Consider the following 4245-nt stretch of genomic DNA (forward strand, 5'->3'; position numbering starts at 1 on the left):
GCCGGTCGAGGAGATCCGGGCCGGCGATGTGCTCTGGTGCCCGCCCGGGGTCAAGCACTGGCACGGCGCCTCCCCGACCTCCGCGATGACGCACATCGCGCTCACCGGCGTCCGCGACGGCCAGAACGTCGAATGGCTGGAAAAGGTCTCCGACGAGCAGTACGGCGCCGACGCCGAGCATGAGGACCGCGGCTTGACCGCCCGGCAGCAGGCGATGGCGACCATCGCGGCGTTCACCGCGGGTGGCGAGCTGCCGCGCCTGGAGAAGGCCCTGAACGAGGGTCTGGATGCCGGGCTGACGGTCAACGAGATCAAGGAAATCCTCGTCCAGATGTACGCCTACGCGGGGTTCCCCCGCAGTCTGAACAGCATCACCACGTTCATGGCAGTCCTGAAGGACCGCGAAGCCAACGGCATCACCGACGAGGCCGGCAAGGTAGCAAGCCCGCTGCCCACCGGCAAGAGCAGCGTCGAGCTCGGCACCGAGAACCAGACGCGTCTGATCGGCGCCCCGGCAACCGGTGAGTACATCGCCTTCGCCCCCGCCATCGACCAGTTCCTCAAGGGCCACCTGTTCGGCGACATCTTCGGGCGCGATAACCTCGACTTCCAGAGCAGGGAAATCGCGACCATCGCCGCCCTGGCCAACCTGGACGGCGTCAATTCCCAGCTGGAGGCCCACTTCACCATCGGCTTCAACACCGGACTGACCGAGGTCAACATGAAGGGCCTGGTCGCTGTGCTCCGGACCGAAGTCGGCCAGAAGGAAGCCGACAACGCCAGTAAGGTCCTGAACAAGGTGCTGAGCAACAGACAAGACTGAGGGTGCATCCCAGGGGCGCATGTGGAGGCGCACCCCGGGCCAAGGGGTGGCCTGGCAACAGTCGAGTCCTGCGATGTCGTTGCTGCCCGTCGTGGAGACCACGTGGTCGACCGGGCCGAGGCGTTCGCCGAGCCCCGCGATGGACGCCTCGTCGGTGAGGTCGACGGATTCGATTCTGATGCCGGGCTCCGGCGTATGCGCTGGTCAGGGCGTTCTGGTTGCGACCGCCGGTGACGAGGCCGGCGCCCGCGTCGCGGCGGCGAGGACGACCGCGCGGGCGATTCCGCTGCCGCGTCCGACGACCAGTACGGTCTGATCGTGCAGGGATCCGGTCATGGCAGCCTCTCGTGGAGGAAGCGGCGGGACGGTAGTCATCGATGCTCCACTCCGGGTTCGGGCCGGGGTTGGCGGCGGTTCCGGCTGATCCTTGCTTTATGACCGGCTTGCGGCCGTCGCCGAGCGGCACGGCTGAAGCCTGCGTCTGCCTGCGCCGCGTTCGTATCCCCCGATGGCTAGCCGGCCTGGATGGTGTATTGGCCAGGCGCCTAGCGTGAAGGCCGTGCAGGAGCCCGGGGACGTGCCGGTGTCGCGGCGTACAGCGGAGCTTGCCGGCCGCCGCGTAGAGTGCGGCACGCTCGAACTGGCGCTCGCCAACGACCTTCAGTGGCTCGACCGTGCCTTAGCGCAAGTCCTCGCGTTAGCAGCGCGCCGCCTCGGGGCAGAGTCCGTGGGCCTGGCCTTCGCGGCGCGTGCAGCGGTGATCGAGCCCTGCTCTACAACTGACGGTGGGCACGGGGTGCGTTGCGCCGATCCCACTACGCCACCGTCCTGGCTCGGCCGGTGGGGAACCGCTCGGCCAGGAAGTCATCGATGATCCGCTGGTCCTCGGGTGCGAAGGCGGAACGTGGGAGCGCAATCTGCTGCGGGCCGGTGCGCTTGAGCAACCAGACGTCCGGGCCACGGCGGACCCGGCAGATGCCGGCCCAGTCCACCTGCAGATGGGTCGTCGCGGAGTGGATCTCGACGCCGGCGGTGGTGAGCCGGTACCGAAATGGCTGGTCCAGGGATTTGCGTTGGGTCCACCAGCCGAGCAGTGACACGAGTTCGGGGAACATGATGAGCAGCGCAATTAACAGGATCGGCTTGAGCATCCCGGTGAACGAGCCGGAGATCAGGGCCACCATCAGCAGTAACACCAACAAGACCGCCCCGCCGATTCGCGCGGCGCGCGTGCGCCCGCTGGTAGCGCTGAGCGTCATGCGCCGCAGCACGGCGTAGGTAATCCGCAGCTCACCGGAGATAGGCATGGGGCATCCTGTCGCATTGAAGGGGTGAGGCAGTATGGCACGCCCGATCGGCGCTAGATGCGGGCCGGATGAGCAGAACAGCCCGGTGACGAGGCAGCGGCGCTCAGCCGATCTGAGCAGCGGTGGTGGCGTGATGCCGGCGCTCCGCCGCGTACTCGAACGGACGGAACGGTTTACCGTGATCGAGTGGATCTTCTCGTGGTGGGTGGCAGCGGCTTTCTCGGACTGGAAATCACCCGTCAGGCGCGGCGCGCCGATCATTGCGTCGCGGCGACCTTCCACAGTGGCGTTCCCGCCGTCGCTGACGTGGACTGGAGGAATCTGGATATCCGCCACCGCGACGACGTCACGGCCTTGGTCCTCGCGGCACGGCCTGATGTGATCGTCAATGCCGCCTACCGGCAATCTGACTGGGCAACCACAGCTGAGGGCGGCATGCACGTCGCCCTCGCGGCGGCGGTGGCAGGAGCTCGCCTTGTGCACGTGTCCAGCGATGCGGTCTTCTCCGGTACGACGGCCCGCTACGACGAGACGCACGTCCCGGATCCCGCGACACCATACGGTGCCGCCAAGGCCGCCGCCGAGACGGCGATCAAGGGCATAACGCCGACCGCCGTCATCGCCCGGACCTCGCTGATCATCGGCGACGGCGATTCCCCGCACGAGAGACACGTGCACGCGCTGGCAGCCGGTGCCGTGACCGGTGCCCTCTTCACCGATGACGTGCGATGCCCGGTGCATGTCACCGACCTCGCCTCCGCCCTACTCGAGTTGGCGGCGTCGCCGTACTCGGGGATCCACCACGTCGCCGGCAAGGATGCCATCAGCCGCTACGAGCTCGGAGTGCTCATCGCACGCCGGGACGGTCTCGACCAAGCCACCCTTCCTACCGGGCTACGCGCCAGCACCGGCCTCCCCGGACCCATCGACGTACGGTTGGACAGCACCAACACCCAGGCGCGGTTGAACACCCGCCTGCGAGGCGCACGCGAGTTCCTCGCACCCACGCCGACCTCGACACGGTCGTCGCGGGCAACGACAAGCAGCGTTCGCTGTCGACCACGGCCCTGATGGGGCCGAAAGGATCCGGGCGAATCAGGGCCACTCCCGGTCGACCTCGAGTTGACGCCACAAGCGCCCCGGCCCGATTTGGCGGTCACGACCCGTAGCGGTCGGATCGCGGCTGTGAGTAGGCCCGAATTCGGGCCGGTTGGCCTACGCACGACCGCGTAGGCCTGTCGGGTCCCCACATGGGTCAGCACGCTGGACGAGCGCAGCTTGCGGCGACCGGGACGATCGGTGGCTGGTGGCCGGGAATTGTCGGACCCTCATGCGATGCTGAACTCGTGGTTGTCGTTTTCGATGCCGAGCTGTGGATTTGGGATGCCCGGCGCGTCGACAGCTGGATTTTCGTCAGCTTGCCCGCCGCGGCGTCCGAGGAGATCCGCGACCTGACCGGCGGCCGACGTCGTGGCTTCGGCTCGCTGCGGGTGCGGGCCACGGTTGGCGGCAGCACGTGGACGACCTCGGTGTTCCCGGACAGCACGCGCGACGGCTATGTCTTGCCCATCAAGCGCGATGTTCGCGAGGCCGAAGGCCTCGGCGCGGGCGACACCGCGACTGTGACCGTCGAACTCATCGACTTTTGACCACTGACTTCTGACCAGCGGCGACAAGCCGGCATCAGCGCACGGTGGTGAGGGTCGGCGCCGTGTGACTGCGGTCGGTGGCGAGGGACTCGAGGATGTTGTCGCGTTGATGAACGCTGTCCGGTCCAGGTGCCGGTGGCGACTGCGAGCCGAGCGACTACCGGGTTGCCGGGTCAGCGAAGCTTGGCAGAGCCCGCGCTTCACAAAACCTGCAACGCGTCCTTAGATCGGCAGGCCGTGTTCTGCACCGAAATCATTGACGCTGGAGCCGCCTGCTGCCCGCTCTCGTCGGAGAACACGGTCGAAGATCCCGAGCGTCCCACTACCCCGGGAAAGGCGGGCTACGCATGCGGCTCATCGGCCGGCCGAGGCGTTACCATGCTCCAGGTTTGACATTGACCAGGATGGATGGCACATGAGAGCTCGTACAGTTGCCTACTTCACCGCGACCGTCCTGCTGGTAACC

At 67.3% G+C, this 4245-nt stretch carries 4 protein-coding genes; 3 read left to right on the forward strand and 1 reads right to left on the reverse strand.

Annotated features, from left to right (window positions below):
- Positions 1-85 precede the first annotated feature (85 nt).
- The gene (locus VGR06_RS26395; RefSeq protein WP_327561829.1) at positions 86-823 is read left to right on the forward strand and encodes a carboxymuconolactone decarboxylase family protein; all 738 of its coding nucleotides are present in this window, start codon (positions 86-88) and stop codon (positions 821-823) included.
- Between the two features lie 815 nt (positions 824-1638).
- Here the strand turns inward: VGR06_RS26395 and VGR06_RS26400 are convergent.
- Positions 1639-2130 (reverse strand): YcxB family protein, encoded by a 492-nt coding sequence (locus VGR06_RS26400; RefSeq protein ID WP_327561830.1) that lies wholly within the window; start codon positions 2128-2130, stop codon positions 1639-1641.
- 186 nt (positions 2131-2316) lie between these two features.
- Between VGR06_RS26400 and VGR06_RS26405 the strand changes: the two genes are divergently transcribed.
- Both VGR06_RS26405 and VGR06_RS26410 read left to right on the forward strand, forming a co-directional pair.
- Positions 2317-3201 carry a sugar nucleotide-binding protein gene (locus VGR06_RS26405; protein ID WP_327561831.1) on the forward strand — a complete coding sequence of 295 codons (885 nt, stop codon included), beginning with the start codon at positions 2317-2319 and terminating at the stop codon, positions 3199-3201.
- A gap of 275 nt (positions 3202-3476) precedes the next feature.
- Positions 3477-3779, forward strand: a complete 303-nt coding sequence (locus tag VGR06_RS26410; protein WP_327561832.1) for a DUF1905 domain-containing protein — start codon at positions 3477-3479, stop codon at positions 3777-3779.
- Positions 3780-4245: the final 466 nt, after the last annotated feature.

This window comes from Actinophytocola sp., from assembly GCF_036002505.1.
In the GTDB taxonomy this organism is placed as follows: Bacteria; Actinomycetota; Actinomycetes; order Mycobacteriales; family Pseudonocardiaceae; genus DASYTH01.